This window comes from Nonomuraea sp. NPDC048892, assembly GCF_040649735.1.
GTDB lineage: Bacteria > Actinomycetota > Actinomycetes > Streptosporangiales > Streptosporangiaceae > Nonomuraea > Nonomuraea maheshkhaliensis.
This window is the reverse complement of sequence record NZ_JBEZFZ010000008.1, coordinates 269,582-295,569: the sequence shown is the minus strand read 5'-3', so window position 1 is coordinate 295,569 and position 25,988 is coordinate 269,582. Positions and strand designations below refer to the sequence as shown.

General features: G+C 72.2%; 22 protein-coding genes. 15 read left to right on the top strand and 7 right to left on the bottom strand.

Translation table 11 applies throughout. The features are described from left to right. Window positions 1–155: 155 nt before the first annotated feature. The 4 genes from AB0C28_RS27955 (at window position 156) to AB0C28_RS27940 (ending at window position 2,815) form a co-directional block, all read left to right on the top strand. Entirely contained in the window at window positions 156–416 is a 261-nt protein-coding gene (locus tag AB0C28_RS27955) for a hypothetical protein (RefSeq protein WP_357851076.1), read from the top strand. Window positions 417–545: 129 nt separating this feature from the next. Then, complete coding sequence (locus AB0C28_RS27950) at window positions 546–1,730, top strand: cytochrome P450 (RefSeq protein WP_357851073.1); 1,185 nt, start codon at window positions 546–548, stop codon at window positions 1,728–1,730. Window positions 1,731–1,748: 18 nt separating this feature from the next. After that, entirely contained in the window at window positions 1,749–2,531 is a 783-nt protein-coding gene (locus AB0C28_RS27945) for an HAD family hydrolase (protein WP_357851070.1), read from the top strand. Then, the gene (locus tag AB0C28_RS27940; RefSeq protein ID WP_346107973.1) at window positions 2,528–2,815 is read left to right on the top strand and encodes a DUF4031 domain-containing protein; all 288 of its coding nucleotides are present in this window, start codon (window positions 2,528–2,530) and stop codon (window positions 2,813–2,815) included. Before AB0C28_RS27945 ends, AB0C28_RS27940 begins: the two co-directional genes overlap by 4 nt. Before the next feature lie 85 nt (window positions 2,816–2,900). Here the strand turns inward: AB0C28_RS27940 and AB0C28_RS27935 are convergent, their stop codons facing one another. Beyond that, on the bottom strand, window positions 2,901–3,614 hold the full coding sequence (locus AB0C28_RS27935) for a metal-dependent phosphohydrolase (protein WP_358078533.1): 714 nt from the start codon (window positions 3,612–3,614) through the stop codon (window positions 2,901–2,903). Window positions 3,615–3,712: 98 nt separating this feature from the next. On the opposite strand from AB0C28_RS27935, the gene AB0C28_RS27930 reads away from it, so the two are divergent. Further along, the gene (locus tag AB0C28_RS27930) at window positions 3,713–4,879 is read left to right on the top strand and encodes an alpha-hydroxy acid oxidase (protein ID WP_358078530.1); all 1,167 of its coding nucleotides are present in this window, start codon (window positions 3,713–3,715) and stop codon (window positions 4,877–4,879) included. On the opposite strand, the gene AB0C28_RS27925 is transcribed toward AB0C28_RS27930, so the two are convergent. After that, window positions 4,866–7,091 (bottom strand): discoidin domain-containing protein, encoded by a 2,226-nt coding sequence (locus AB0C28_RS27925; protein ID WP_357851062.1) that lies wholly within the window; start codon window positions 7,089–7,091, stop codon window positions 4,866–4,868. The genes AB0C28_RS27930 and AB0C28_RS27925 overlap by 14 nt on opposite strands. A 99-nt stretch (window positions 7,092–7,190) precedes the next feature. Then, window positions 7,191–8,393 carry an ROK family protein gene (locus AB0C28_RS27920; RefSeq protein WP_358078527.1) on the bottom strand — a complete coding sequence of 401 codons (1,203 nt, stop codon included), beginning with the start codon at window positions 8,391–8,393 and terminating at the stop codon, window positions 7,191–7,193. A gap of 161 nt (window positions 8,394–8,554) precedes the next feature. On the opposite strand from AB0C28_RS27920, the gene AB0C28_RS27915 reads away from it, so the two are divergent. The 6 genes from AB0C28_RS27915 to AB0C28_RS27890 all read left to right on the top strand — a co-directional run bounded on the left by AB0C28_RS27915 (window position 8,555) and on the right by AB0C28_RS27890 (window position 15,569). Beyond that, the gene (locus AB0C28_RS27915) at window positions 8,555–9,769 is read left to right on the top strand and encodes an ABC transporter substrate-binding protein (RefSeq protein WP_357851057.1); all 1,215 of its coding nucleotides are present in this window, start codon (window positions 8,555–8,557) and stop codon (window positions 9,767–9,769) included. A 1-nt stretch (window position 9,770) separates the two neighbouring features. Continuing rightward, window positions 9,771–10,733 (top strand): sugar ABC transporter permease, encoded by a 963-nt coding sequence (locus tag AB0C28_RS27910; RefSeq protein ID WP_357851054.1) that lies wholly within the window; start codon window positions 9,771–9,773, stop codon window positions 10,731–10,733. After that, complete coding sequence (locus AB0C28_RS27905; protein ID WP_357851051.1) at window positions 10,730–11,563, top strand: carbohydrate ABC transporter permease; 834 nt, start codon at window positions 10,730–10,732, stop codon at window positions 11,561–11,563. The genes AB0C28_RS27910 and AB0C28_RS27905 overlap by 4 nt, the downstream gene beginning before the upstream one ends. A 26-nt stretch (window positions 11,564–11,589) precedes the next feature. After that, window positions 11,590–13,575 (top strand): beta-galactosidase, encoded by a 1,986-nt coding sequence (locus AB0C28_RS27900; protein ID WP_357851048.1) that lies wholly within the window; start codon window positions 11,590–11,592, stop codon window positions 13,573–13,575. A gap of 107 nt (window positions 13,576–13,682) precedes the next feature. Next, on the top strand, window positions 13,683–14,102 hold the full coding sequence (locus AB0C28_RS27895) for a hypothetical protein (RefSeq protein ID WP_346112697.1): 420 nt from the start codon (window positions 13,683–13,685) through the stop codon (window positions 14,100–14,102). A gap of 189 nt (window positions 14,103–14,291) precedes the next feature. Further along, on the top strand, window positions 14,292–15,569 hold the full coding sequence (locus tag AB0C28_RS27890) for a hypothetical protein (RefSeq protein ID WP_357851045.1): 1,278 nt from the start codon (window positions 14,292–14,294) through the stop codon (window positions 15,567–15,569). Between the two features lie 39 nt (window positions 15,570–15,608). On the opposite strand, the gene AB0C28_RS27885 is transcribed toward AB0C28_RS27890, so the two are convergent. After that, a complete protein-coding gene (locus AB0C28_RS27885; protein ID WP_346112695.1) occupies window positions 15,609–16,181 on the bottom strand; it encodes a sigma-70 family RNA polymerase sigma factor in 573 nt (190 codons plus the stop codon). Between the two features lie 179 nt (window positions 16,182–16,360). Here AB0C28_RS27885 and AB0C28_RS27880 point away from each other — a divergent pair, with 179 nt between their 5' ends. From AB0C28_RS27880 to AB0C28_RS27870, 3 genes are read left to right on the top strand one after another with little or no spacing between them, the layout of a single operon-like run. Next, entirely contained in the window at window positions 16,361–17,071 is a 711-nt protein-coding gene (locus tag AB0C28_RS27880) for a Crp/Fnr family transcriptional regulator (protein ID WP_346112694.1), read from the top strand. Window positions 17,072–17,093: 22 nt separating this feature from the next. Beyond that, window positions 17,094–18,377 carry an oxygenase MpaB family protein gene (locus AB0C28_RS27875; protein ID WP_357851042.1) on the top strand — a complete coding sequence of 428 codons (1,284 nt, stop codon included), beginning with the start codon at window positions 17,094–17,096 and terminating at the stop codon, window positions 18,375–18,377. After that, window positions 18,377–21,586 carry an AAA family ATPase gene (locus tag AB0C28_RS27870; protein WP_358078525.1) on the top strand — a complete coding sequence of 1,070 codons (3,210 nt, stop codon included), beginning with the start codon at window positions 18,377–18,379 and terminating at the stop codon, window positions 21,584–21,586. Before AB0C28_RS27875 ends, AB0C28_RS27870 begins: the two co-directional genes overlap by 1 nt. Window positions 21,587–21,633: 47 nt before the next feature. Here AB0C28_RS27870 and AB0C28_RS27865 read toward each other — a convergent pair whose 3' ends face one another. The 3 genes from AB0C28_RS27865 to AB0C28_RS27855 all read right to left on the bottom strand — a co-directional run bounded on the left by AB0C28_RS27865 (window position 21,634) and on the right by AB0C28_RS27855 (window position 24,724). After that, window positions 21,634–22,512, bottom strand: coding sequence for a hypothetical protein (locus tag AB0C28_RS27865; protein ID WP_358078522.1), 879 nt, complete (start codon window positions 22,510–22,512; stop codon window positions 21,634–21,636). A 93-nt stretch (window positions 22,513–22,605) separates the two neighbouring features. Beyond that, window positions 22,606–23,352 carry an SDR family oxidoreductase gene (locus AB0C28_RS27860; RefSeq protein ID WP_358078519.1) on the bottom strand — a complete coding sequence of 249 codons (747 nt, stop codon included), beginning with the start codon at window positions 23,350–23,352 and terminating at the stop codon, window positions 22,606–22,608. Between the two features lie 94 nt (window positions 23,353–23,446). Next, complete coding sequence (locus tag AB0C28_RS27855) at window positions 23,447–24,724, bottom strand: amidase (protein WP_358078516.1); 1,278 nt, start codon at window positions 24,722–24,724, stop codon at window positions 23,447–23,449. Between the two features lie 74 nt (window positions 24,725–24,798). On the opposite strand from AB0C28_RS27855, the gene AB0C28_RS27850 reads away from it, so the two are divergent. Continuing rightward, entirely contained in the window at window positions 24,799–25,845 is a 1,047-nt protein-coding gene (locus tag AB0C28_RS27850) for a phosphotransferase (RefSeq protein ID WP_358078513.1), read from the top strand. The last annotated feature ends 143 nt before the right edge of the window (window positions 25,846–25,988 follow it).

Here is a 25,988-nt window from a genome sequence, read left to right as displayed (position 1 = left end):
CTCGCCGATCACACCCCGAGGCGGCCGCCCGATCACAGCCGGTGCGACCCTTCGATCACGACCGGGGCGGGCTCCTGATGACGGCCGGGATTTCGGGGTGGCCGGGATCCGGGGGCGGGCGCACAATGAGACGGAACAGGACGGGAGGAGGGATCGTGAGCAAGCGATCACGCAGACGCCGCGCCCTGCCCAGCGGCGCGCCCGCCTGGTTACCCGGCTTCGGCCCCGGCGAGCCCCACTGGGGTGGAGACGACGACTCCCCGCCCGACGGGCCGCGGGGCGGTCAGGACGGCGTGCGCGAGCCACGCAGGCCCAAGCCCGCACCGCCCGCGCTGTCGGTCGAGGCGCCGCCGCCCGAGCCGCCCGTGCACACCCGTGACCGCAGCGAACTCCTCCTGGAGAGCGGCGGCGGCTGAGGCGCCATGGGGCCTGGGGTGAGATGCAAATCGTCCTTTCGGAGGGCAACATCCGCCGTTCCGGATGGGACCATCTATGCAGGGATTTATCCCAACATGGTGTGATGTATCCCAGCAGGACGGATATCGATGTCAGCAACAGAAGAGTTCCCGCTCGTCCAGTTCATGCGTGACGGGTTCGACCCCGTGGGCGAGCTCGCTCGTATCCGGGCGGAGCAGCCGGTCTTCCCGATGGAGATCCCGGGCGGCCAGACCGTCTACCTCGTCACCCGCTGGGAGGACGTACGCGGGGTGCTCGGCGACCATGAGCGCTTCAGCAACGACTTCGCCGGCGTCATCGGGCTCGGCTCCAGCCAGGAGGACCCGGGCGGGCTCGGCTTCCGCGACCCGCCCGAGCACACCCGGCTGCGCAAGTACCTGACGCCCGAGTTCACGATGCGCCGCCTGCGCAGGCTGGAGCCACGGATCGAGGCCATGGTCGAGGAGCACCTCGACCGCATCGAGGCCAAGGGCGCCGCCGACGGGATGCCGGTGGACCTGGTCGAGGAGTTCGCGCTGCCGATCCCGTCCCTGGTCGTGTGCGAGCTGCTCGGCGTCCCGTACGACGAGCAGGCCGACTTCGTGAAGATCAGCAAGGACCGCTTCGACTTCACCGCGGGGCCCGAGGCGTCGCTGCAGGCCATCAACGACGCGATGACGTACCTGACGGACCTGGTGGCCAGGGAGCGGCTGGATCCGGGCGACGGGCTGCTCGGGCAGCTGCTGCGCGAGCACGGCGACGAGCTCGACGACCGCACCTTGGCCAGCATGGCCGACGGGCTGCTGACCGGCGGCCACGACACCAGCACCAGCATGCTCGCGCTCGGCACCCTGTGGCTGCTGCGCAACCCCGAGCAGGCGGCCAAGGTGCGCGAGGTGGGCGGCTACGTCGTGGACGTGGTCGAGGAGCTGCTGCGTTACATGACGGTCGTCCAGGTCGCCTTCCCGCGCTTCGCCCGCGACGACCTGGAGCTGCACGGGGTGCCGATCAAGAAGGGCGAGATGGTGCTGTGCTCGCTGACCGGCGCCAACCGCGACCCCTTCCTCGGCGACGACATGAACGAGGTCAGGCCCGGCCGCGAGACGGCGGGCTCGCACCTGGCGTTCGGCCACGGCATCCACCGCTGCATCGGCGCGCCGCTGGCGCAGATGGAGATGCGCATCGCCTTCCCCGCGCTGCTGCGCCGCTTCCCCGGGCTGCACGTCGCCGGTGAGGTGCCGTTCAGGGAACTCGCCATCGTCTACGGCGTCAAAGAGCTACCCGTCGCCTGGTAGAGCGGTTACGTTCGCTGTGTGAACGAGCCCGTCATCGATCTGACCGTGATCGGCGCCGTCGTGTTCGACACCGACGGCGTGGTCACCGACACCGCTCGGGGACACGCGGCCGCCTGGAAACACGTCTTCGACGCCTTCCTGCGCGGCCGCTCGACGCCGTTCGACATCCGCGACGACTACCTGCGCCACGTGGACGGGCGCCCGCGGCTCGACGGCATCCGCACCTTCCTGGCTTCGCGCGGCATCGAGCTGCCCGAGGGGTCGCCTGACGACGAGCCGGGGGCGCCGACCGTGCACGGGCTCGGCCTGGCCAAGGACCGGCTCTTCATGGAGCAGGTGGACAAGTACGGGGTGGCGGCGTTCCCGTCCACGGTGGCGCTGCTGCACGAGCTGCGCCGACGCGGCGCCCGTACGGCGGCGGTCTCGGCGAGCCTGCACGCGCGCAAGCTGATCGGGTCGGCGGGCGTCACGCACCTGTTCGACCTCATGGTGGACGGCAACGACGCGGCCCTGATGAACCTGCCCGGGCCGCCCGACCCCGCCCGCTACCTGGAGGCCGCGCGCCGCCTCGACCTGCCCGCCGTCAAGGTGGCGGTGGTGGTGTCCGCGCTGCCGGGGATCGAGGCGGGCAGGAAGGGCGGCTTCGGGCTGGTGGCCGCAGTGAGAACCGACGCGGTGACGACCGGCCCGATGACGACCGACGCGCTGACGACCGGCGGCGACGGGGCCGGGGCCCACGTCGTGGTGCCCGATCTGGGGGAGCTCGGGGTCACTGGGAGGGTTCTACCCTTGACGTCGTGACTGTTCTGATCGATCCGCCCGACTGGCCGGGGCCGCGGGGCCTGATGTGGTCGCATCTCGTCAGCGACCGCTCGCTGGACGAACTGCACGACTTCGCGGCGCGGCTGGGGGTGCCGGTACGGGCGTTCGACCGGGACCACTACGACGTCCCCGAGACCGTGCACGCGCGGGCCGTCGCGCTGGGGGCCGAGGCGGTCAGCTCGCGGGAGCTGCTGCGCCGGCTGATCGCCTCCGGCCTGCGCCGTCGCAAGAAGCACCACCCCGCACCTCCCGCCCAGGGCTGACGCCAGCCGCACCACCCGGCCAGAACGGCGCAGAACGCCACGTCCCGTTCCTCGCAGGTCAGGGCGACACGTCCCGCACTCCCGGCTACCGGGTGTCCTGTCCCAGGAGGGCGGTCAGTTCGGCCGTCATGTTGGCGCGGGCGCGTTCCTCCCACAGGTCGCGGGCCCTGGCCGTGCGGTAGAGGGAGGGCGTGGCGAGCAGGCGGCGCAGCACCTCCGCGCGGCCGTGGGCGAACAGCGGGCCGGGGACGTGGGCGTACTCCTCGCGGATCGCCCGCGCGTAGGCCGCGTAGCCGGGCCCGGCGAGCACGGCGAGGTCGGCGTCGCACAGGACGGCCCCGTTGCTGTCGCCCGGTTCGACGGTGTCGTGCGCGGCCGTGAGACGGACCAGACGGGCGGTCTCGGCGACGCGGCCGGCGGGCACGCCGCACCGGGGCAGGCGCGACTGGGCGAGCTGGGCGCTGCGTTCCTCGTCCCAGCCGGGCCGGCCGTCGTAGACCGCGTCGTGGAACCAGGCCGCCAGCCGTACCGCCGCCGCGTCCCGCGCCTCGGCGGCCAGCGGCTCGACGGCGGCGAGGACGGCGGCCAGGTGGGTGCGGGTGTGGTAGCGGCGGTGCGGCTCGGCCCAGCGGGCGAGCAGCTCGGCGCGCACGGCGAGCGAGGCGGCGGAACCGCCCGCGAGCGCCACCCACCGCCCGCACCCGGTCCAGTCACCGACCGCCGCCGTCTCCCCCACCGCCGTCTCCCCGGCGGTCCGGTCGTCGGGAGGGTCGTCGGGCGGGGTTCGATCGTCGATCATCTTCTCACCGTACGCCGTCGCGAGGTAACGTCCTGAGCATCGGCACCTCATCGGACGACCCACGGCGCCTGCCCCGCTGGCGGGAGCTGCGCGGTGTCATGCCCCGCCGGCCCCGGCTGTCCAGGGCGGCCAGGGTGCAGGCGGCGGCCGACGTGGCCGACCTGCGGCGGCTGGCCAGGAAGCGGGCCCCGCGCATGGTGTTCGACTACGTGGACGGCGCGGCCGAGGGCGAGCGGTCGATGGCCAGGGCGGTGGAGGCGTTCGACCGGGTGGAGTTCAGCCCGCGCGTGCTGCGTGACGTCTCCGAGGCACCCACCGAGGTCGAGATCCTGGGCCGGCGGATCGCGATGCCGGTCGTGCTCGCTCCGACCGGGTTCACCCGGATGATGCACCGAGCGGGTGAGCGGGCCGTGGCGCGGGCCGCGGAGAAGGCGGGCGTCCCCTACACACTGTCCACGATGGGCACCACGACGGCCGGTGACGTGGCCGCCGCCGCGCCCGGCGGCTGGAACTGGTTCCAGCTGTACGTGGTCCGTGACCGCGGCCGCAACACCGAGACGCTGGCTCTGGCCGCGGACGCCGGGATGGACGTGCTGGTGGTGACCGTGGACGTGCCGGTGGCGGGGGCGCGGCTGCGTGACGTGCGGCGCGGGCTGACGGTGCCGCCCTCGCTGCGCTGGAGCGGGGCGCTGGAGACGCTGCGGCATCCGGCGTGGTGGTTCGACTTCCTGACCAGCGAGCCGCTGCGGTTCGCCACCGCGGAGGGCGCGCCCGACGATCTCGCGGGCCTGACGAACCTGCTGTTCGACCCGTCGGTGACGATCGCCGACCTGGAGTGGATCCGGTCGATGTGGCAGGGCAAGCTGCTGGTCAAGGGGGTGCAGCGGGTCGACGACGCCAAGGAGCTGGCCGAGGTGGGCGTGGACGGGATCGTGGTGTCCAACCACGGCGGGCGTCAGCTCGACCGCTCCCCCACGCCGCTGGAGCTGCTGCCCGAGGTCGCGCAGGCGGTGGGCGAGCGCACGGAGGTGTTCCTCGACGGCGGCGTGCGCAGCGGGGCCGACGTCGCCGCCGCGGTCGCGCTGGGTGCCAGGGCCTGCTTCGTCGGCCGCGCCTACCTCTACGGCCTGATGGCGGGGGGCGAGCCCGGCGTCACGCGGGTGCTTGACCTGCTGCGCGCCGAGCTCGTCCGTACGCTGCAACTGCTGGGGGTGGGCGGCGTCCAGGGCCTGGGCCCCGGCGTCGCGCGGCTCAGGGGAAGGTGACGACCTTCACCGGGATGGTGTCGGTGCCCTGGGCGGGGCCTCCCGTGTCGTTGACGACGTGGGCGATGGTGCCGTTGCCTCCCAGGGAGACGGTGAGCAGGTCGTGGAAGCGCACGCCGGGGGTGACGGGTGTCTCGAAGCCGCGCTCGGCCACGACGCTCGGGTTCACGTTGAAGTAGCAGTACGCCCCCAGCCCCCACGCCTCGTGCGAGGTGACCGAGTCGGCCACCTTGTAGGCGGCGTAGCCGCGGGTGGAGCCGTTCATCCAGGCGGCCTGGTTGGGCGGGTCGTACGGCATCTCGTTCTGGAAGAAGATCGTCTTGCCGCGCTGCCCGTTCCAGATGACCTGGTACTTCTGGTAGTGCTCGACGAACAGTCCGTACGCGGTGACGTCGTCGCCGTTGACGATCAGCCCGGTGTCGGCGGTGTTGACGGTCCAGCCGATGCCGGTGCCGTGGTCGCCGCGCCAGGCCCAGATGTGGTCGATGATCGTGTGGTCGCTGTTGACGACGAGGCTGGTCGTGGCCTTGCCCGCGTGAGCGCCGCCGATGCGGAAGAAGACGTCCTGGATGGAGATCGGGTCGGCCGCGTGCGTGGCGGAGGAGCCGGACGGGCCGACCTCCATCAGGATGGGCGAGTTGACCGGGCCGGCGTCGAAGAGCAGGCCGGCCACCTTGACGCCGTCCACGTCGGCGATCCGCATGGGCACGGCGCCGTTGTCGGGGATGACGGTGGCGTAGCCGAGCCCGAGCACGACGGTGCCCGGCCTGGTGACGTTGATGCTCTGGCTCACGTGGTAGATGCCGGGCGTGAAGAGCAGGTTGAGGCCGGAGGCGAGGGCGGCGTTGATGGTGGCCGCGGTGTCGCCGGGCTTGGCCACGTAGAACTGGCTGAGCGGGATCGAGGAGCCGGTTCCCGGCCAGTTCGCGCCGCGCGAGTTACGCCGCAGGGCCGGCACGAAGACCTGGTAGGCGCCCGCGCCGTCCACGTACAGGAAGGGCTTCTCCCTGGTCACGGGGCTGGTGTCGAGCGTCGTGTACGGCGGTTCTGGGAACGACTGGGCGGGCGCGCCCGCGACGCCGGAGAAGACCATGTTCCACACGCCGTTGAGCCAGCCGCCGATGTTGCTGTCACGGGTGAACCACTGCTGCTGCGAGTACGGCTGCACGGTCCCGTCGATCCTGCTGTCGGCGATGTAGCCGCCGCTGGCCCAGCCGTAGCCGGAGGGCGCGAGGTTGAGGTTGCCCCTGACGTGCATCCGCCGGAACGGCGCCGCCTGCGAGACCGCCCACTGGTTGGTGCCGCCGCTGGGCGTGATGGACAGGTTCTCGGCCGAGCGCCAGAAGTTCTGGGTGGCGTTGCCGCCGAACCAGCCCGCGTCCACCCGCACCTGGCCGTTGATCGTGACGTCGTCGGGGTTGCGCCCCAGGCCCATGATCGAGGTGTAGAAGCCGATGTCGGCGTTGACGTTGTAGCTGCCGGGCTTGAACAGCAGGGCGTGGCGCTGGAGGCCGAACTGGTTCGACTCCATCTGGGTGAAGATCGAGTCGAGGGTGGACTGGATGCTCGCCGCCGGCATGGACGGGTCGAAGACGTGCACGTTGGGCCCGAGGTCTCCGCCGCCGCCCGGCGTGTCGGTGATGGTCCGCACGGTGAGCTCCCACAGCGAGTAGCCGTACGGGGTGGCGCGGGCGGTGCCGTGCACGCGGACGTAGCGGCCGGTCCCGGACACGTCGAGCGTCTGCGTGCCACCCGTGCCGGTGGTCGTCGAGTGGACGTCGGTCCAGGCGGAGCCGTCGCCGGAGACCTGGACGCGGAACGCGGAGGCGTACGCGGCCTCCCACTGGAGCACCACCTGGCAGATCTGGCGGGACGCGCCCAGATCGACCTGGAGCCACTGCGGGTCGCTGAACGTGCTGGACCAGCGGGTTCCCGCGTCGCCGTCCACGGCGGCCGAGGCGGGCAGGCCGGCGTTCTCGACGGAGGAGGCGGTGGCGGGGCGGCCGAGCGCGGCGTTGGCGCTGCCGCAGCTCGGCGCGGCCATGGCGCCGGACCCGCCGGCACTCGCACTAGAGGCGGCGGTCGCGGCAGTCGCCGCCCCGCTCTGGGACATGAGCGGGCCGGCCGCGTGGGCGGGGGCCGCGACCGGTAAGGGCAGCAGCAGGGCGGCCAGTGCGGCCACGACGAGGGAGGTACGGCGGCGGGGGTGCACTGCGGACTCCTCACGGGAACAAGCAGGGGGTAGTGGGAGAGCGCTCTCTCGGCCGAGCGTGACCGCGGCCCGGACTTCTGTCAAGCCTTGATTTAACTTCTAGGCAATAGTCGGGACGGACTCGGGATACGCCGCCCCGCCCAGGAACGGCTCGACGACCAGCGTGGCCGCCCCCAGCGCCACCGCGTCGGGCCCGAGCCGCCCGAGCACCACCGTCTCCGGCTGGAACGGCTGCGCCTGCGTGTTCGCGGCGGTGGCCGCGCGGATCTCGGCCAGCAGCCGCCCGCCCAGCATCAGGCCCGCCCAGCCGCCGATCACGACGCGCTCGGGGTTGAACAGGTGGACCAGGCTCGACAGGCCCACGCCGAGCAGCTCGACGCTCTCGCCGATCACCGGGGAGCCCTCCTCCAGCAGCCGGGCCAGCGCGCTCTCCTCGTCGGCCGAGTCGGCCACGACGCCCGCGCGGTCGAGGATCGCCTCGGCCCCCAGGTACGCCTCCAGGCAGCCGCGCGCCCCGCACCGGCAGGCCCGCCCACCGGCGACGATCTTCAGATGGCCGACCTCTCCGGCGGCCATGCCCGCGCCCCGGTAGATCCGGCCGTCCGTGACCACCGTGCCGCCGACGCCCGAGCCGACCAGGAGGATGATCGCGTCGCGGGTGCCCTGGCCCGAGCCGAACCAGAGCTCGGCCTGCCCCATCGTCTTGGCGCCGTTGTCCACGTACAGCGGCAGCCCAGTGCCGAGCCCGGTGCCGGCCCGCAGCAGCGTGCCGAGCGGCACCGCCTCCCAGCCGAACGTCTTGGCCCGCACCAGCGCGTCGGGGCCCGGCTCGACGATGCCCGGCACGCCGACGCCCACCCCGAGCACCCCCTCGGGCGGCACCTCGCTCTCGGCGATGACCGCGTCCACGCCGGTCAGGATGTGGCGGGCGACCAGTTCGGGGTCGTGCTTGGCCGAGCGGACGGCGTAGTGGGCCCCGGCCCGTACGTTCATCCCCAGGTCGAACAGCTCCACCTTGACCTGGGTCTCGCCCACGTCCACGCCGACCGCGTAGCCGTAGCCGGGATTCACCTTGAGCAGCACCCGGGGCCGCCCGCCGTCGGAGTCGACCTGGCCGGCCTCCACGACGACCCCCGACTCCAACAGGCCGGCCGTCATGGTGCTGACGGTCGCCGCGCTGAGGCCGGTCGCGGCCGACAGTTCGTTGCGGCTGGCGGGCCCGCCGAAATAGAGCGCGCGCAGCAGCATCGCCCGGTTGCCCCGGCGGAGATCGCGTACGGTCCTGCGCCCTGACGTGCCCATCCTCGTCCCGTCCTCTCCGGCGAACCCGACGCCATGTTAGTTCACGGTTCAAACGTCCTCGCAGGGGGCGGCGAGGCCGGATGGATGTTACCGATTCGTTTCCTGACTTTCTTCGAGTCTTAGATTATGGTCCGACCATCCCCCCGATGAGGAGTACGACAATGGGCCGAGGACTTGTGCGTGGCGCCGTCGTGGCGATGCTCGCGACCGCGGTGGCGGCATGTGGCGGCGGTGGCGGCGGCGGGCAGGGCGATGGTAAAGAGCTGACGTTCTGGATGTACCAGGACCGCACCCCGCAGGCGGGGCAGGTCATCGAGAAGGTGCGCCAGGACTTCGAGAAGGCCAACCCGGGCGTCACGGTCAAGATCGTCAAGATTCCGAAGGACGACTACAACACCAAGCTCGGCAGCGCCGTGGCCGCCAAGAGCACCCCCGACGCCGGCATCCTCGACCAGCCGCTGGTCTCCAAGTACGCCCTCGACGGCACGATCAAGGAGGTCCCGGCCGGGCTCGTCAACGAGGCCGACTACTACAAGGGCGCCCTCGACACCAACCGGGCGGGCGGCAAGCTCTACGGCCTGCCGCAGGACCAGACGACCGTGGCGCTGTTCTACAACAAGAAGCTGGTGCCGGCGCCGCCCAAGACGTGGGACGAGCTCAAGCGGATCGCCGCCCAGGTGCACGCCGCCGACGCGAACGTGGCCGGCATGAACGTCCCGAAGGGCGACGGCTACGGCGCCTGGATGTTCCCCGGCATCGTGCACGGCGCGGGCGGCGAGATGGTGGACGACGCCGGCAAGAAGGTGCTGTTCGACCAGCAGCCCGCCGTGGAGGCGCTGCAACTGTGGGTGGACCTGCAGCAGTCGTCGCCCCGCAAGATCACCGACTCCGACAAGCCCTTCGAGAACGGCCTGGCCGCCATGACGATCTCGGGGCCGTGGGACGTGCCGACGATCCGCGAGCAGTTCCCCGACCTGGACTTCGGCGTGGCGCCGCTGCCGTACAAGAGCGAGCCGGCCGGCAACATCGGCGGCGAGGACTCCGTCGTCTTCTCCGCCAGCCCGAACGCCGACCTGGCCTGGAAGTGGCTGGCGTTCCTGGCGAGCGCGGAGCACAACGGCGCGGTCGCCGACGCGTTCGGCGGCTTCCCGGTCCACCTCAAGGCGCAGGTGGTCGCGGGCGGGCCCGAGCAGGCGGCCTTCCTCGACCAGCTCAAGGTGGCGCACGCGCGGCCGGCGGTGCCGCAGTGGATCCAGGTCAACGACGAGATCATCGCCCCGGCGATCGAGTCGGCGCTGACCGGCAAGGCCACCGCGCAGCAGGCGCTGAGTGACGCGGCGGGCAAGACGCGCTCCCTGCTCGGCTGGAACGGCTGACGTGGCCGCACCCGCCCTGGCGGACGAGCGGGTGGCGGCGGGCTCCGGCGGGCGGGCCCGCCGCGGGCCCGGCCGCCGCCGCGACCATCTCGTGGGCGTGCTGCTGGTGACGCCCGCGCTCGTCTACTTCGTGGTCTTCCTGCTCTATCCGGCCCTGTCGGCGCTCTACTACAGCTTCACCGACTGGAACCTGCGCTCCGACGCGAACTGGGTCGGCCTGGCGAACTACGCGGACCTGCTCTTCGACGACGTGAAGTATCCGCACTTCTGGACATCGGTGCGGGTCACGCTGCAGTACACGCTGATCGCGGTGCCGCTGACGCTGGTGGCCGCGCTGGCCCAGGCGCTGCTGCTGAACGCGATCAGGCGCGGCGCCAACCTGTTCCGGCTGCTGCTGTTCCTGCCGGTCGTCACGGCCGAGGCGGCGGTGGGCGCGATCTGGCGCTGGCTGTACGACCCCCAGTACGGGCTGATCAACACGCTGCTCGGCCTGGTCGGCATCCCCGGGCAGAACTGGCTCAACACCCCCGAGCTGGTCATCCCGGCGCTGGCGTTCATCGCGGCCTGGCAGTGCGGCATCTCGATGATCATCTATCTGGCGGGGCTCAAGGGCATCCCCGGCACGATCCAGGAGGCGGCGGTCATCGACGGGGCCGGGCCGTGGCAGCGGTTCTGGCGGGTGACGTTCCCGATGCTCAGGCCGACCACGTTCTACCTGCTGGTGACGGGGGTGATCGCGGCGCTGCAGGTGTTCGGGCTGGTGTACGTGATCTTCTCCGGCAACGGGCGCAGCGTCACCGGCGGCCCCGAGCAGTCGGGCCTGACCTACGTGCTGCACCTCTACCTGTTCGCCTTCCGCTACGACGCGATGGGGGCGGCCTGCGCGATGTCGTTCATCCTGCTGGTCTTCATCGTGATCGTGACGGCGCTGCAGTTCCGGTTCGTCAGGCAGGAGGCGTCGTGAGGAAGGCGTCCATGTACGCGGCGCTGGTGCTGCTCGCGGCCGTGTCGGTGGTGCCGTTCCTGTGGATGCTGGCCACCTCGTTCAAGCACGGGCAGGACATCTACACCAAGGTGCCCAACCTGCTGCCGCTGGACAGGAAGACCGGCGAGTGGGCGGCCACGCTGGGCAACTACGACTACGTGCTCAACGTCGGCGGGCTGGGCGGCGCCTTCGTCAACAGCGTCTGGGTGTGCGCGGTGCTGGTGCCGGCCAAACTGCTGATCGACGCGCTGGCCGCGTACGCGTTCGCGCGGATCCCCTTTCCAGGCCGCGACCGGCTGTTCGTGATCATGCTGGGCGGCATGATGGTGCCCGCGATCACGCTGCTGGTGCCGCGCATCCACGTCACCCAGTCGCTGGGCATGTTCGACACCGGATGGGGGCTGATCGTCCCGAACATCGCCTCGGTGCTGGACATCTTCCTGATGCGGCAGTTCTTCCTGTCGCTGCCTGCGGAGCTGGAGGAGGCCGCGCTGATCGACGGCGCGGGCCGGATGCGGATCTTCTGGACGATCGTGCTGCCGCTGTCGAAGCCCGTGCTGGCGGTCGTGACCATCACGAGCTTCCTCTACCACTGGAACGACCTCGTCTGGCCGCTGCTGGTCACCAACGACCCCGAGCTCTACACGCTGCCGCTGGCGTTGCAGCAGCTCGTGGCCAGTCCTGACGGCGGTCGCGCGTACTACATCATGGCGGGCGCCACGCTCGCCGTCCTGCCCGTGATCGGCGTGCTGCTGGTCTTCCAGCGCCGCATCCTTCAGGGCATCGCCTTCACCGGCCTCAAGGGCTGAATCTCAGGAACCAGGAGGAAATCACTGTGGTCATCGAGGTCCGCGACGGGGTCGCCGTCGTCGACGGCGTGCCGCGGGTGCTCGTCACCGCCGACTATCCGTACTATCGCGACGATCCGGCCGTGTGGGCCGATCGGCTGCGTGCGGTACGGGACGAGCTCGGGATCGAGGTGATCACCTGTTACCTGCCCTGGCGGCACCATCAGCCGGAGGCGGGCGCGGCCCCCGACTTCACCGGCCGCACCCATCCGGCCAGGAACGTCGTCGGCTTCCTGGCGCTCTGCCACGAGCTGGGGCTGCGGGTGATCGCCAAGCCGGGTCCGTTCGTGCACGCCGAGCTGAGCTACGGCGGGCTGCCCGACTGGGTCTGCCCGGACGCCGACCCGTCGATCGAGCCGCTGCTCGACGCGGGCGGCGTGCCCGCATGCTGGGACGACGGCGCGGCCAAGCGCCCGCTGCCTGCGCCGTTCGGGACGGCGTTCCTGGCCATGACGACGCGCTGGCTGGCGAGCGTGGGCAAGGAGGTGCTGCCCGGCGCCGACGCGGTGGTGGCGCTGCAGATCGCGAACGAGGGCGTCTACACCAGCGGGGCGCTGCCGCTGACGGCCTACGACTACAGCCCCTCCGGGATCGCGTTCTACCGGGACCGGCTGCGGTCCTGGTACGGCACGCCCGAGGAGTACAACGCACTGCACGGCACCGGCCACGCCGACTGGGCGGAGATCGAGCCGCCGGGACCGGCCGCCGGCCCGCTCGCCCAGGCCGACTGGGGGCGCGCGCACGCCGAGTACCTGGCGCGCGTCTACCGCGTCTGGGCGCGGGCGGTCGGCTCGGACCTGCCGGTCCTGGTCAATCTGAACCCGCCGACCATGCCCGAGCTGGACGACTGGCTGGCCAGGGTCAGGCCGGAGCTGTGGGGCGAGATCTCCTACGGCTTCACCAACTGGATGGGCGTCGTGTCCGCCGACCCCGCCGCGCAGGCCCGCTACGTGATCGCGGCCAAGCGCGCCCCCGGGCCGAACCTGGAGGAGAACTGGGGCTTCGCCGAGCTGTACGACCCCGCCTACATCGACGGCGCCACCAGCTTCCACCAGTCGCTGCTGGCGCTGGCGGCGGGGGCGACCGGGTTCAACGTCTACACGGGGGTGGCCACGTCGGGGTGGGGGCCTGAGCTCGACGCGGCGCACACGGGGGCCTACCCGGACTGCGCGCCCGTGGACGCGGGCGGCGCGGCGACCGGGAAGGCGCCGGTGGTGCGGGCGCTGGCGGACTTCTTCGCCGCGCACGGGGCCGAGTTCCTGGAGTGCGTCCCGCAGCGGAGTGAGGCGTTCGGGCTGTACCTCCCCTATGCCGGGATCGCCGCGCTCTCGGGAGGCTCCGAGGGGCCCGGGTGTGGGCGGGCGCTGCTGGCCTTCCACGAGCGGATGCGGGCGCGGGGGCTGGACTACGGGCTGGTCGAGCTGGAGAGCGCGACGCAGGAGGAGCTGGCCGCCTACCGGTCGCTCACCGTGCCGGGCGGTCCTTTCCTGCACCGGCGGGTGCAGGAGCTGCTGGCCGGGTACGCGAAGGCGGGCGGCGTGGTGCTGGTGGACGGGCCGGTGCCGGAGCTGGACGAGCGGCTGGAGCCGTACGCGCTGCTCGCCCCCTTCGTCACTCCCCTGCCCGCCGCCCCCGCACCGCCGGATGGGGAGAGCCTCGTCCTGTACGGGGAGGCGGACGCGTACCTGCGCAGCCACCCCGACGGGGACGTGCACTACCTCGTCGTGCTCGTCCAGACGGGCAACGAGGGGCCGATCGGCCTGCGCACCCCGTACGGGACCGTGGAGGTCGTCGCCGCCGAGGGCGGCGGCGCGGTGCTGCGCCTGGCCGGCGGCGAGATCGGCGACGTGGTGGTCAAGGGCGTCAACGCCTACCTGGACTGCGCCGTCGAGGCCAGCGTGCGGCTGGACGGCGTACGCACCGGCGCCGCCGGCCCCGGCGATCTGGTCAGGATCGGTGGTTTCACCGGCTGACGAAAGTCCGTCATATCCCGGGGAAACGACGCGTATTTCGCCGCCGCCGTCGTCGCTCTGCTCCTCACGCGGGGGACCCGTCCCGCACGGAGAGGAGATCGGAAAAAATGGCGACCGGAGAGTTCCAGGTGATGAAAGTGCCGGCCGAGCAACTGGCCGGCATTCTTCACGGCCAGGTTGTCGATCCCGGAGCTCAACCCACGAACGTCGTTCACCGGGGCGAGGGCTGGACCGTGGACGTGAGCTGGGAGGTCACCGGTGAGCTGGTGGACTGGCTGACGGGACGCTGGCAGTTGGAGATCATCGCGGATCTGCTGGGCGGTGGTGAGTCGCGGCATCCGTCGCCTCCCGTGGAGATGACCTTCACCCCTGGCTCGGGCCGCTACACCGCTTCGATCCCCATGCGCGGCCAGCTCGCCCCGGGCACGTACGACCTGGTGGTCAACCTCACCACGACGACGGCCGCCGGCACCGCGGGGGCGCTCGGCGGATTCGTGGTGATCAGCAAGATCATGGTTAAGGAATGAGCGGCGCCGCTCCGGGCCGGGCGCCCGGGGCGGCGCGCTGCAAGCTTGTCGCAAGCGGGCGCTCCTACGCTCCTGCCCGGCGGTCACGGGGCTTCGAGGCCGCCGGACTGTATCTGACGCCACCCGAAGGCGCTCTTATCCCCATGAGCGCGCCACGGGGGCGACGGGACCAGCCGATTGGGAGACCTCATGTCCGAGCCGACCGCGGTGACCGCGGACGACGTACTGCGCATCGCGGCCTACAAGGACCGCGACGCGGCACTCGAAGCGATGGTCATCGCCTACAGCTATCACCGTGTGGCCACCGACCTCGCCGTACGCCTGGGCCGCGCGGCCAACAACTGGTACTGCTACGCCACCTGGACCTCGAAGGCCATCGGAGAGAGCCTCGATCTGGGTCCTGACTCGCCGTTCATCGAGGACTTCGGCCGCCGCCTGCGGGTGCCGCAGCGCTTCAAGCGGCTGTTCCGGGCCACGCTGCTCACCTTGCTCGGGCCCAGCTACCAGCTCGGGCTGGCGCTGGCCAACCGGGCCATCTTCCTGGAGACGGCCAGCCTCGCGGTCAACCTGTGGAACGACACCCCCGACCGCTACCTCAAGGTCAGCCCGGAGTCCGAGCTGACGCCCGAGCCGCCCGAGTTCCTGACCGGCCTGCTGTCGCCCGCCGACCCGCGTTATCTGAAGGACGCGGCGCAGCTCATGGTCGAGGCCGCGCGGACCGAGGATCCGGCGGCCAGGGGCGAGCTGCTGTTCGGCGCCAACATCGCGCTGTCGGCGTACGAGCAGGCTCGCGCGCAGGCGGCGCTGGAGCTGGTGCTCTACCGGCCGGTCCGCTGGCTGACCCGGGTGTCGTGGCGTTCGCTGCGTTCACTGGTCACCCGCAAGCCGTTCCAGCGGTTCAAGCTGTACGCGGCGAGCCACGCCGACCAGCCCTGGCCGACCCGCAAGCTGGAGGACCTGTGGTCCTCGCTCTACACCCGCCACCTGTTCGCCGTCGCCACGCCGCTCAGCGACATCAAGGTCGGCAAGCCGCTGACGGCGCCGGCCGGCGTGGACATCGACCGGGCGTGGGCGCCGATCCAGAACGAGAAGGTACGCAAGCTGGCCGAGGAGTTCATCACCGAGGACCGCGAGGCCGCCACGGCCGGGGTGCGCGACTGGGTGTCCTACCCCGACCGGATGCGCTTCATCGTCAGCTACTTCCGCGTCTACCAGAACGTGGAGGCCCTCTACCGGGTGCCGTTCGACGGGAAGATCGCCGAGGGGCTGGCCGAGGAGATGACGCGGGGGCTCGTGCCCGAGGCCGTCAGCGTGATGTTCGACAGCTTGCCCGGTCTGCGGCGCCGGCGCCGGTTCTACGCCTATCCGGCGGAGACCACCGACCCGGACGCGCACGAGATGGCCCACTTCGACTTCGAGCCGTTCCTTGAAGCGATCCCGCTCGACGCCGTCACCGAAGAGGCCTGACCCGACCCGATCAACCAGACATGACCGACCGAGAAGAGATCAGTCCAGGAAGTCGCGCGTGATCTCGCGGGCCTGGAGCAGCCCGCGCAGCTTCGCGAAACAGCGCGCACGGGTGGGCCCGATGCTCCCGACCGGCCTGCCCAGCCTGCGCGCCACGTCCACGTAGTGCGGCTCGGAGGTTTCCGTGAGCGCCCTGAACAGCACCCGCTGCGCCGCCGGCAGCTCCTCGACCAGCTCGGCCAGCGTGCCGGCCAGCCAGATCCTGGCCAGCTCCCTGTCGACGTCGTCGGTGCTGCCGAGCGAGTCGAGGTCGGGTGTGCAGATCTCCTTCGTCCGCCTGGTGAGCTTGAGGCACTCGCGGAAGGCGATCGTGGCCAGCCAGCCGGCCATCCGCTGGCCGTCCTCGACGCTGCGCAGGTTCTGCCAGGCCAGCAGCCACGTGGTCTGCAGCACGTCCTGGGCGTCCTCGTGGCTGAGCCGGAAGCGGCGGATGCGCGCGCGCAGCATCGGGCTGAACTCCTCGACCAGCCGTTCCCAGGCCACGGTGTCGCCCTCCTGGGCGGCGGACACGAGGGCGGCGGTGTCGAGGCGTTCGATGGTGTCCAACTGCATGACTTTCTCCCCGCCGGTCCGGTTTCTCGGGGGGCCAATTCCGGCCGGCTACCTCACCGTGCGCCGGATGATCCGAAAAGACTGTCTCGGAAGTGACAGTGCGCGTGTGGTCCTCGTCACATTCCGGAGATCGGCAACGGGAGGCTGTTCGCCCGTGGAATGCGTCCTAAAGTTCTTGCATGAACGCGCGCAGCGGGCTTCCCCACGACGTCGAGCCGGTCGCCGCCGTGCTGGCGGAGATCCCGTTGTTCCGCGTTCTGGGGGAGAAGGGCATCCGGAGCACGGCCCAGGCGGGGGTGTCGCGGCGCTACCGGGCGGGGCAGATCATCTTCCACCAGGGCGATCCTGGAGAGTCGCTCTTCGTCCTGCTGGACGGGCTGGTGAAGGTGGTGTTCACCACCGAGCACGGCGACGAGATCGTGCTCAACATGCTCAGCCGGGGCGACACCTTCGGCGAGATGGCGCTGCTCGACGGCTCGCCGCGGTCGGCCTCGATCACAACCGTGCGGCCCGCCTGGGTGTTCGCGCTGCCGCGGGCCCGGCTGCTGGAGCTGATGCGCGAGCATCCCGGGCTGGCCGACGAGTTCCTGCGGCTGCTCGGCCGCATGGTCCGCCGGCTCACCGACCAGGCGGCCGACCTCGCCTTCCTCGATCTGGGCGGGCGGCTGGCCAAGCTGCTGCTGCAACTGGCCGACAAGCACGGCCAGTCCGACGGGGTGGTCGACCTGCCCGGCCTGACCCAGTCCGACCTCGCCGCCCTGATCGGCGCCTCGCGGCCCGCGGTCAACCGGGCCCTGCAGTCGCTCGTGTCGCGCAACCTCATCGCCGTCAAGGGGCGGACGATCACGCTGCTGAATGTCGCCGCCCTGCGGAAACGGGGCGGCCTCTGACCGAATCTGGAGTACGGGGCACATGAACGATCACGACGAGCGCTGGCCCGAGGAGAGGTTCCGGCAGCTTCGCCGGCAGGCCGACCCTGACATCGACAAGGTCGTGGCCGAGTATCTGGCGGCGCAGCCGGCCGGGAAGAGCGCGCTCGACCTGGTGAAAGCCGTCGTCGCCGAGCTGGCCGAGGCCAAGCGGGAGGCCAGGGAGCCGTCCGGCGAGTCGCCCGCCCACGAGATCTTCGACGCGCTCGGCTTCGCCAGGGACCTGCCGGAGTGGGGGGACGACCGGGAGTCGCTGGCCAAGGGGCAGGCCGTGTTCTCCGACTACGGGCTCTACCAGTCGGCCGCGCTGTTCTTCGCCTGCCTGCCGATGGCGTACGCGGAGACGTCCAGCGCCAGGGTGCTGGCCGGCGTCTCCAACCTGGCCACGCACCACATGACCCGCCGGGTGGCGGAGACCGGCCAGATGCTGGTGGACGTGATGGGGCTGAAGTCCACCGACAGCCTGCAACCGGGCCGGCCCGGCCACACGACGGCGATCGGGCTGCGCATCCTGCACTCGTTCGTCCGGGCTCTGGTCGAGGAGCGCTACGCCGACCGGTGGGACATCGAGCGGCACGGCCCGCCGGTGAACCAGGAGCTCCTGCTGGCCACACTGTTCGACTTCTCCGTGGTGACGTGGAAGGCGATGGAGACCATGGGGGTGACGCTCAGCGACGAGGAGCGCGCCGCCAACCTCTACACCTGGAGCGTCTTCGGCCACCTCATGGGCATCGAGGTCTGCCGCGACGGCCCCCTCACGCTCGACGACGTCGAGCCGATCAGCGCGCGCCTGGGCCGGCTGCTCGAACCCAGCGACGAGGGCGTCAGGCTGATGACCGTGCTGCTGAAGGAGATGGAGGCGTTCATGCCGCTGGGCTGGCGCAAGCTGCCGCGCAGCCTGGTGCACTGGATCTTCCGCGACGCCGCCCACGGCGCCGACCGGGTGCCCGAGCTGCTCGACGTGCCCCCGCCGGCCTGGTGGTTCACGGCGCTGTTCCGGCTGGCCCGAGAAGCTAACAGGGGCACGTGGCTGGCCCGCCCGGTGGACTCTGTGGTTCGCTGGCTGGTACGCAAGTCCGGGCGGCACATCGTGGTCGCCCTGATCGACCGCCATTCCGGCGGGCAGGCGGCGTTCAGGATCCCTCCGGAGCTGGCCCGCGCGTGGCGGATCAGGCGCTCCGGCACCGCGGTGAAGACCCGCGCGATCCGCCGCACGGTCCGCCGCACGCTACGAGCGCCCGCCCAGGGGCGGAAAGGGCCGCACTAGTGACCGCCGACCGCGCGCACGAGCCGGGCACGCTCACCACCGCGACCATCCTGTTCACCGACGTGGTCAGTTCCACCGCGTTGCGGATCAGGCTCGGCGAAGAGCGGGCCAACGTCGTCTTCCGCCGCCTGTACGAGCTGCTGCGCTCGGTGGTGACGGCCAGCGGGTCGTCGTTCACCAAGAGCCTGGGCGACGGGCTGATGGCGGTGTTCGACTCGGCCACGGCCGGGCTCGACGCGATCATCGCGGTGCAGCAGGCCGTGGCCGACGAGAACGAGCGGGCCCAGGAGAAGATCTCGATCAGGGCGGCGCTGGCCGCCGGCGACGTGTGCTGGGGTCACGACGACGTGAGCGGGCTGCCGACGGTGGAGGCGGCCCGGCTGGTCGCGGTGGCCGAGGGCGGGCAGGTGCTCTGCACCGACCTGGTGCGGCGGCTGGCCCAGGGGCGCAGCCGGCACGAGTTCAAGGATCTCGGACGGCTGCCCGGCAAGGGGCTGCGCGAGCCGATGCACACCTACGAGCTGCACTGGCAGAGCGCCGACCACCACCTCGGCGCCGGGCTGGCGCCGTGGCTGGACGAGCGGGGGCTGCCGTTCGTGGGCCGGGAGGAGCAGCTGCGGACGCTGGACGCGGAGCTGGCGGCGGCCGAGTTCGGCGGCAACCTGGTGCTGCTGCAGGGCGAGCCGGGGGTGGGCAAGACGCGGCTGGCCTCCGAGGTGGCCAGGCGGGCGCTCAAGCGGCAGTTCACGGTGCTCGCGGGGCGGTGCACGGACCCGGCGCGCAAGGCGTACGAGCCGATCGCCGGAGCGGTCGAGCGGCTGGCCCGCACCTCGCCGGCGCTGCTGCTGCGGGCCGGGATCGACCAGCAGTGCGGCCAGCTCGTGCGCCTGGCGCCGTCGCTGGCCGCGCCGCCGCTGTCGCTGGAGGTGCCGCCGGCCACCGAGCCCGTCTCCGAGCGCTACCATCTGCTGGCCGCGGCCCGCACGCTGATCGAGCGCCTGGCCACTGTACGGCCCGTGCTGCTGGTCGTCGACGACCTGCAGTGGGCCACGCTGGAGTCGCTGCAGATGCTCAACGCCCTCATGTGGGACGCCGACGCGCTGCCGCTGCTGATCCTCGCGATGTCGCGGCCGGTGCCGGTCGAGTCGGCCATGCCGGAGCTGCACAAGCTGACCGCCGACGCCCGCGTCGTCCCGGTGCCCGCGTTCGGGCCCGACGAGGTCTCCCACGCGCTGACGGAGGCGCGCGCCGCCGGCGACGCCGCGGTGCTGCACCGGATCACCGGCGGCAACGCGTTCCTCATCAGCGAGGTGATCAGGGAGCTGGCCGCGGGCAAGGACCTGGACGCGCTGGCCGTGCCCGACTCGGTCATCCGGATGGTGCTGGCCCGGCTGTCGCAGCTGCATCCCGACGCCAGAGACCTGGTCAGCCTGCTGGCCGTCGGCGAGCGCATGTCCTCGGCCGAGCTGCGTCACGGGCTCGGCCTGGACGAGGCGCGCTTCGTGGCCGCGGCCGAGGAGGCGATGGGCGCGGGCCTGGTGACCATGCTGGACAACGGGTCCTGCCACTTCTCCCACGAGCTGACCAGGAACGCCCTCTACTCCACGCTGTCGGCGCCGCGCGCCGCTCTCCTGCACGGCCGGGTGGCCGACGCGCTGTCTCAGACGGACCCGCAGGCGATGCGGTCGCGGCCGTACGTGGTGGCCACGCACCTGCTGGCCGCCGCCGAGCACGGCAGCGACCCGGCCCGGGTGAGCGCGGCGGCGGACGCGGCCGTGCTCGCGGCGCAGCACGCGCTGGCCGGACTGGCGCACCGTGAGGCGGTCACCTGGTACCAGCGGGCGCTCGACCTGCTGCACGACTCCCCCGGTGGCACCGTGGAACGCCGGGCCGAGCTGCTGGTCGACTGCGGCCGGGCGATGTGGCTGGCCGGGCACCCCGAGGCCAGGCGGACGCTGCTCGACGCGGCGCGGCTGGCCCGCGAGTGCGAGCGGCACGACCTGGTCGTCACCGCGGCGCTCAGCGGCAACCGGGCCTCCAGCATCTCGCCCGCGCCCGACCGGCAGCGGATCGAGCTGCTGACCGAGGCGCGCAAGGTGGTCGACTCCACCGACGTCAGCACCAGGGCGCTGCTGGCCGCCCAGCTCGCCTCCGAGCTCATCTGGGCGCCCGACGGGGAGCGGCGCTTCGCGCTGAGCGACGAGGCGGTCGCGCTGGCCCGCAAGTCCGGCGACCCGCGCACGCTGGCCGGTGTGCTGGGCATGCGCAGCCTGACCATCATCCCGGCCGACCCGCTGCACCAGCGCCACCGCGACGGTGACGAGATGCTGGAGGCGGCCCGCAGGACGGGTGACGACCTGGTGCTGTTCCACGCGTACATGCAGCGCACTCCCCCGGTCCTCGACGGCGGCGACGCGGCCAAGGCCGCCCTGCTGCTCGACCGGGCGGAGGAGCTGGCGCGCCGGCTCGGGCAGCCCCAGCTCACCTGGCTGATCGGCTACTCCAAAGCCGGCCTGACTCTCATGCAGGGCGACCTGGCCCAGGCCGAGTCGGAGGCCGAGTCGGCGCTGCGGCTGGGTTCGCGGATCGGCTACCGCCTGGACGCGATGGCCTTCTACTCCGAGCAGATCGCCGAGATCCGGCGGCTGCAGGGACGGCTGTGGGAGCTGCGCGACCGGCTGCGCAAGGCCGGCCAGGCGCCGCGGGCCGACCCGGTGCACGCGGTGCTGCGTTACCTGTGCGAGCTGGACGACGAGGAGGCCGGCCCGCTGCTGGACCGCATCCTCGCCTACGGGGGCGCCACGCCGCCGCGCAACATGGCCCACAGGCCCGCCCTCGACAACCTCGCCGTGGCCGCCGCGCGGCTGGGCCGGTCCGAGCTGGCCGCGACGCTGTACGACGCGCTGGCCGCCGACGGCGAGACGTTCGGGCACGGCACGGTGGCCCACCACTGCGGGCACCACTACCTGGCCCACCTGTGCCTGGCGATGGGCGAGCCGGCCAGGGCGGCCGCGCACTTCGAGGCGGCGGCCGAGGTGCACGAGCGGCAGGGGGTGCCGCTCATGCTGGCCGAGTCGCTGCTCGACTGGGCCGTGCTGCTGGACTCGGGCGAGGTGTCCGGGCCGAAGCCGGCGGATCTGCGCGGATGGTGCCGTACGCTGCTGGCCGGTCGGGGGGCGCTGCTGCTGGAGCGCCGGCTCTCCGCGTAGGTCAGGGTGTCAGCGTAGGTCAGTCAGGGAGTCAGGGGGTCAGGGGGTCAGGGGGCGGCCGGTCGGAGTGAGAGCGTCCGACCGGCCTCGATGGCCTCGCGCACGCTCTTGGCCAGCGTCTGCTCCAGCGCGTCGCCGTGCGCCTCCAGTTCGCGCATCCCGTCGGCGTCGTCGGTGTGCGCCAGCAGCGCCCGGTACTTGTCGTTGTCGGCCAGCGCCGCCTGCGCCCTGAGCGCCGCGTCGGCCTCCTGGACCCGGCGGGCGTACCGTTCCAGGCCCTCGATCCGGGCCGTCACGGACGCCACCGAGCGGCGCAGCGCCTCCTGCTGCGGCTCCAGCACGGCCCGCAGCTCGGGCGTCACGACGCCGCGCATGGCGCGCTCCTGCTCGTGCCGTAACTGGGTCTGGACCCGCAGCAGCATGGCGATCTCCCAGATCTGCCGGGGCAGCAGCACCTCGTTGGCCAGCCCGTCCAGCAGCCGCTGGTACATGACCTGCGAGGTGTAGACGGACATGACCGCCCTTCTGCCGCGTTCCAGCAGGGCCCTGGCGGGCGGCGACAACTCCGGCACCAGCACGAACCGGTCGCGGTAGGCGGCGCGCGAGGCGGCCTGCCCGAGCCTGGGGATGAAGGAGTCGATGACGACCAGTCGTTCCTGCTCGCTCAGGCCGGGGTCGGTGACGAGGTCGACGGTGCGCTTGACGTGCTCGCGTTCCCTGGCCAGCAGGATGCGCTCCTCGGCCGCCGCCGACCTGCGGCGCCGCAGGTCGTGGACGACGACCACTCCGCACAGGCCGATCACGGCGAGCAGGACGGCGGCGACCGTGGCGGCGGGGCCGCTCGTCATGTACACGAGGAGGGTGCCGGCCAGGACCGTGACGACGAACACGACCGACACCAACGCGTATCCGCAGCCCCTGGCCACACCGTCTCCCTCTGAACGAGTTCCCGAAGTGCCCTGAGGGTCACAATAGCCCGCTATTTCCGGCAGATCACGGCATAGCGGGATGTGTTGGGATCAGCGGAGGTAGGAGGCGCCGTTGAGGTCGAGCACCGTCCCGCTCGCCCATTCCGCCGCCGGGGAGGCCAGGTAGAGCACCGCCGCGGCGATCTCCTCCGGCCGCGCGACCCGGCCGAACGGGCTCTGCGCCCTGATGGCGGCGCCGCCCGGGCCCTTGAGGTGCTCGCTCACCATGTCCGTCTCGACGAACCCCGGCGCCACGGTCGCCACCGCGATGCCGCGCGGGGCCAGGGCGATGGCCAGCGACTGAGCCAGCGCGTTCATGCCCGCCTTGCTCGCGCCGTACGCCGGGCTGTCGGGCTCGCCGCGGAAGGCTCCGCGCGAGGAGACGTTGACGATCCGCCCGCCGTCCTGCATGTGCCGCAGCGCGCACCAGGTCAGGTTGGCCGCGCCCACCAGGTTCACGTCCAGCGTGCGGCGCCAGGCGTCCTGCCACTCCTCGTACGACAGCTCGGCGATGGGGTGGTGCAGGTAGACGCCCGCGTTGTTCACCAGGACGTCGATCCCGCCGCCCAGCGCCGCCGCGGCCTCGTCCGCCATGCTCCTGACGCCCTCGGGGTCGGCGAGGTCGGCCCTGACGACCGCGTGGCCGTGCCCGGGCAGCTCGGCGAGCAGGCTGTCGGCCTCCTTGGCGGAGTCGCGATGATGGATCGCGACCCGGTCTCCCGCCGCGGCGAAGGCCGCCGCGACGGCCCGGCCGATGCCCCTTGACGCTCCCGTGACAAGTACTCCACGTCCACTCATCCACCGCACCCTAGGGGACGCGTCCGGCCGGGGGTGCGGCGGGTCCGGCGGATGTGAGGGGCCCGCCGGCACGGCGGGTGCGGTCGTTGCGCCGTTACGGCTTCCGCGAGACCGCGAGGGTTGCGGCCTCCACACACAGGGCCGCCGCCAGCGCGACGTGGTCCTCCCAGGGGCGCGCCACGATCTGCACCGCGCCCGCCCTGCCCGCCTGCGTGCCGGCCGGGACGACGACCGCCGGTGCGCCGGTCAGGCTCCACGGCAGCGTCCAGATGTAGTCCGACTCCTCGGACTCGCGCCAGGGCGGGGGCGGCGTGGGTGCGGCCGGGATGACGAGCAGGTCAAGGTGGGCGGTGGCGGCCAGCACCCGCCTGCGGAAACGGTCCCAGTCCCACAGCACCTGCACGTGCTCCGCCCCCGACAACGCCGCCCGGCCCCAGTGGCGGCGGGTCAGCTCCATCGCTTCTTCGCGCAGGTCGGCCACCGGCTCCTCCACGACCACGGCCCCGGCCTCCACCAGCGCCCCGACCGCCGCCGCCACGGGTCCGGGAGCCGCTGTCAAGGCATCCTGCGCCCCCTCTCCCACCACGCGTCCGGGGACGGCGATGGCGCCCACGCGCAGCCCTCTCAGGTTCACTGCCGCCGGGTCGCCGAGAGGGACTGGGGCGACGCCGGCGTCCAGGCCGTCGGGGCCGGCGATCACCGCGAGGGCGGTGATGAGGTCGCGTACCCCGCCTGTAAGGGGGCCGATGACGGTCCTGCCGTCCTCCAGGGCGCCGCAGCGGGGGAAGTGGCCGGTCAGCGGCACCCGTCCGAACGTGGGCTTGAGCCCGGCGATCCCGCACCACGCGGCCGGCAGCCGGATGCTGCCGCCGGAGTCGCTGCCCAGCCCGAGCGGTACGGCACCGGCCGCCACCAGCGCCGCCGTCCCGGCGGACGAGCCGCCGGGTGCGCGGTCCGGGGCGGCCGGGTTCCTGGTGACGCCGTACAGGCGGTTGTCGGCCATCGCCGCGCTGATCGCCACCACGATCGCGCCCGCCGCGCGCAACCGGGCGACCGCCGTGGCGTCTGCGGCGGGCCGGCGCCCCGGGCTGCCACTCAGGGTGCTCGTCGCGCCCGTGACCGGCCAGCCCGCCACGTCGATCCAGTCCTTGACCGTGACCGGCACGCCCTCCAGGATCCGGCCCCGGCCCGCGCGCAGCCGCCGGTCCGCCTGTGCCGCCTCGACCAGGCTGCGTTCACGGTCGATCGCGGCCACCGCGCCGATCCGGGCGTACAGCTCCTCAAGCCGGTCCAGCGTCTCGCGCACCGTCTCGGTCGCCGTCGTCTCACGGCTCTTGTGGCGGCGTACGAGTTCGAACGCGCTCTCGCTCATGGACGCCTCCTCGGAGCCTGCCGCGAGCTGCCGCCACCCTACGATGGACCCCATCCCCCAAACCAGGAGTCACCATGTCCGAATCCCCTGATGCCCCGACCGAAACGTGGTCCGCGGCCGTGGCATCGGCGTACGACCTGGGCCGGCCGCTGCGGCCCCCGGTGTACGCGGCGCGCGGCGAACTGGGCCGGATCTGGCGACTCGACACCGACGCCGGCACGTGGGCGGTCAAGGAACTGCTGGTGCCCGTCGAGGAGCACGAGGTACGCGCCGACCTCGCCTTCCAGCGGGCGGCGGCGAAAGCGGGCATCCGGCTGCCGGAGCCGCGGGTGACGACGCGAGGCGCGGTGCTGCACGAGGGGTTCCGGGTGTACGCATGGGTGGACCTGGCAGAGGGGGACGTGGTCACGGGGCGGGAGCTCGGCGCGGTGACGGCCCACCTGCACCGAATCGGACACCCCGCAGAAGGCCCCGTCATCCCCTGGTTCGCCGAACCCCTCGGCCGCACCCGCTGGGAGTCCCTGCTGAAGGCCGCCACCGACGCGGCCCGGGAAGCGGGCGCACATCCGGCCGCGGATCCCGGACCCGGCACAGACCCCGGGCCGGGTGCTGATGTGGGGCTGGAGGCCGGTGGGGAGGCTGAATGGGGGTGGGTGGGTGCTTTGGAGCGGCTGCTGCCTGAGCTGATCGCGTTGGACGCCCTTGTCGTTCCGCCTGACACGACCTCACTGGAGACGTGCCATCGGGACGTCAACGTGGAGAACGTGCGGCGGGCCCTGGACGGCGGTGTGATGGTGCTGGACTGGGAGAACTGTGGGTCGGCGCGGCCGGCCTGGGAGCTGGCGAAGATCCTGGCCGACCTTCCGCACCCTGACGCGGCACAGGCGTGGCGGGCCTACCGGGATGAGGGCGGCCTCGGTGTGCTCGCCGAACCGGCCGACTTCTCCATGGCCATCGCGGAGCACGGCCATCTGCTGGAGATCTACGCGAACCGGGCGATGTCGTCGCGGGAGTCCGCGGAGAACCGCTCCAGGGCCCGGTCCAGACTCCGTTCGATGCTCGCCCGTCCCCTGACCCGCGCCCGCATCGACGCCCTGCTCGCCACCCGCGACACCGCCTGAGGCGGCACCGGCTGCTCCGGCGAAGATCCAGTCAACCGGACTCGCTCCTGGAACGTCCCCATACTGCCGTCTTCGACCAGGAGCCCCGACATGGCCTTTCCGCCCCAGCCGCCGCAAGGCCCGTTCGGCCCCGCGCGAGCGCC